Raw genomic sequence first — 2,024 nt, forward strand, 5'->3', positions numbered from 1 at the left:
GCATTCCAATAAATCCCCTCCCCTTGGGCAGGGTGGCCAAAGAAGTTGGGAACGGTGAAGGTGAGCAGGCTCTGCGGTGGGAGGCCAAACGCACTCTTGGCCTGAAAAAGTGCAAGGTCGGGGCGTCCCGTGGCGGCGCGATGCGACTGTTTCGAAAGCTCTAGCGACGGCAAAACTTGGGGTGTAGCGAGGCATAGCGCCATTACTCCAGCCGCCACAATCCCCCCCCAGCCACGGACTTGCCGACCATAAAGAACAAGAGCGTAAGCGCTTGCCGTCAGCAGAACAAACATTGCGACTTGCAGGTGCCCCGAGAGAAGAATAAGTCCTCCGAGTGCCCCGGCCTGCCACCAAGTGGCTCGACGGATGGCGAGCATCAGCCAGGGGAGCCAGGCCGCAGCGCAAAGAAAGGTCGGCAGCGACAGCCAGCAGATCACCGGTGCGCACAACGAAAATGTCACCGAGGCAAGCAGACTGCCAGTGCGAGATATTGCCAGGGCACGTGCCAGCCGGTAGATCCCCGTTGCCGCTAGGAGCAAGTGGAGCGCAGCGGAGAGCCCGAACCCATACCAGATATTATTCTCGCCCAGAAACAATGCTAAGAGCAAATTGGGAGGATAGAGAGGTGCGGACTGGGAGTTCGCCAGAAGCGGAGTCCCCCCCTCCCCTGAGAATGCGTAGGGATTAACAGTGGGCAGATGCCCTAAGCGCCACTCTCGTGCTACCTGAAGCCGCCAGGGGTAGAACTGTGTGATGCCATCAAAGCGCAGGACATTCCAGTGTGCTGTCGTCGTCTCCTGTTCAGAGCGCCAGGGGGCAACCTGCTGGAGCTGATCTGTGGGAAGAAACGCGTCTCCAAGAAAAAGAGTACGATGGAATAGGGCTAAAGGAAGCAGTAGGAGAAACGCAACAATCAGCCCACGTGCCTTCATGAGCTAGAACGCACTGAGAAAATCGAGCTGTTGCTGTGCATCATCGTTGAAAGGATCAGCTTTTAATACCCATTGAAACATCTGCTTGGCACGTTCGAACTCACCGAACATCGCCAGTGCTTTTCCATAGCTCATGATGAAAAACAGATTGTGGGGAGCTAGCTTACACGCATACTCTAGTGTCGGCAAGCAGTCGTCTGTTACCAGAAAACTGTAGACGAGGCCAAGCTCATGATAAGCATCTGCGTTATTTGGTTGCTCTGCGATCACTGATCGAAACAGAGAAACCGCATCATCATACTCGCCATTGATTCGATGTTGAACTGCTCTCTGAAACCGTGCCGCCACGTCTTCCGCCATGCAACCGTCCTTCCATTAGCACACTCCTATTCCCGGAGAGTGAAATAGTACGCAGAGTATACCTGCCTCCTTTTCAGGAGGCAATAGGCATTTGTATTTTAGAAGCGAAGTTCGGAGAGATCTGCATCCCCCACGACAATACAGGATACCTTACGCTTAATTCGTGCAAGGGCATTGTCAACTGACTTGGTCTTGCAGTCAAGCTCGTCAGCAATCTCGCGATACGACTTGCCTAGCTGGTAGCCCGAGAGGACGAGCCACTCGAACTCGGAAAGCAGACGCTGAAGATTATCCCGTAGTTCCCGTGTGTCTTCGCAGCGCAACACTACCTCTTCAGGATCCATTGCATTCTCGCCCGTCAGAACCTCGGAGAGGTTCCAGTCGGCCAGAGGATCTTCTGAGGGACTCTCCAGAGAGAGGGAAGTATTGAGCGGCTGTTGTTTCTGCCGTGTGGCGGTCTTGATGGCAGTGATAATATGGCGTTGGATACAGACTTTGGCAAACGCCGGAAAGGAGATTGCCTTATCACAACGGAAATCCACCACAGCCTGCCAGAGCCCGATCATTCCAACCTGAAGTAAGTCATCTTTCTCCGCACCTACCAGGAAGTAGGACTTCACTTTGGTCTTGACCAAGTTGCGGTACTTGTAAAGCAGAAACTCTGCAGCTTCCGCCTCGCCCCCCTGGGCTCGAGTGACAATCTCGCGGTCAGAAATATCGGCGTACCGAAGT

At 54.2% G+C, this 2,024-nt stretch carries 3 protein-coding genes; all 3 read right to left on the reverse strand.

The features are described 5' to 3' along the window. Positions 1 to 932, reverse strand: a 932-nt coding sequence (locus tag ACH2EH_RS06320; protein WP_395139999.1) for a hypothetical protein, incomplete at its 3' end; no start/stop codon positions are given. 3 nt (positions 933 to 935) lie between these two features. Further along, positions 936 to 1,292, reverse strand: coding sequence for a tetratricopeptide repeat protein (locus ACH2EH_RS06325; protein WP_395140002.1), 357 nt, complete (start codon positions 1,290 to 1,292; stop codon positions 936 to 938). A gap of 98 nt (positions 1,293 to 1,390) precedes the next feature. After that, on the reverse strand, positions 1,391 to 2,024 hold a 634-nt coding region (gene sigH / locus ACH2EH_RS06330; protein WP_395140003.1), incomplete at its 5' end, for an RNA polymerase sporulation sigma factor SigH.

This window comes from Armatimonas sp., assembly GCF_043760365.1.
Taxonomy (GTDB): domain Bacteria; phylum Armatimonadota; class Armatimonadia; order Armatimonadales; family Armatimonadaceae; genus Armatimonas.